The sequence below is a fragment of the Streptomyces sp. DH37 genome (assembly GCF_029813835.1).
In the GTDB taxonomy this organism is placed as follows: Bacteria; Actinomycetota; Actinomycetes; order Streptomycetales; family Streptomycetaceae; genus Streptomyces.
Map to the genome: position 1 here is coordinate 1 of NZ_JARVKV010000227.1, position 404 is coordinate 404.

1 protein-coding gene is annotated in these 404 nt (G+C 74.3%); it reads left to right on the forward strand.

All coding sequences use genetic code 11. The features are described from left to right. Positions 1-404 (forward strand): phosphopantetheine-binding protein (locus QC029_RS31145; RefSeq protein WP_336621626.1); only part of this gene is annotated, 404 nt, incomplete at both ends.

The window sequence follows — 404 nt, forward strand, 5'->3', positions numbered from 1 at the left end:
CTCGAGAGGCCGGTGGAGGAGGCCGCGTCGTTCGTCGAGCACGGGCTGGACTCCGTGGCCGCGCTCAGCCTCTACGGCGACATCGAGGAGGCGTTCGGCCCGCTGATCGACCCCACCGACAGCTGGGCGTACCCGACCGTGCGCGCCCTGGCCCGGTACCTCGCGCTGCGGGATCCCCGGCCCGGCGGGGACGGCCGGGGGACCGCGGCGTTCGGGTTCACCGGGCAGGGCTCGCAGCACCCGGGCATGACCTCCGGCCTGTACCTGCACTCCACGGGCTACCGCACCCACCTGGACGAGGCGGCCGACGCCCTGCTGCCCTACACCGGGCGGTCGGTCGTCGACCTGATCCTCAGCGGGGACCGGCGCATCCACCAGACGGCGTTCACCCAGCCCGCGCTGTT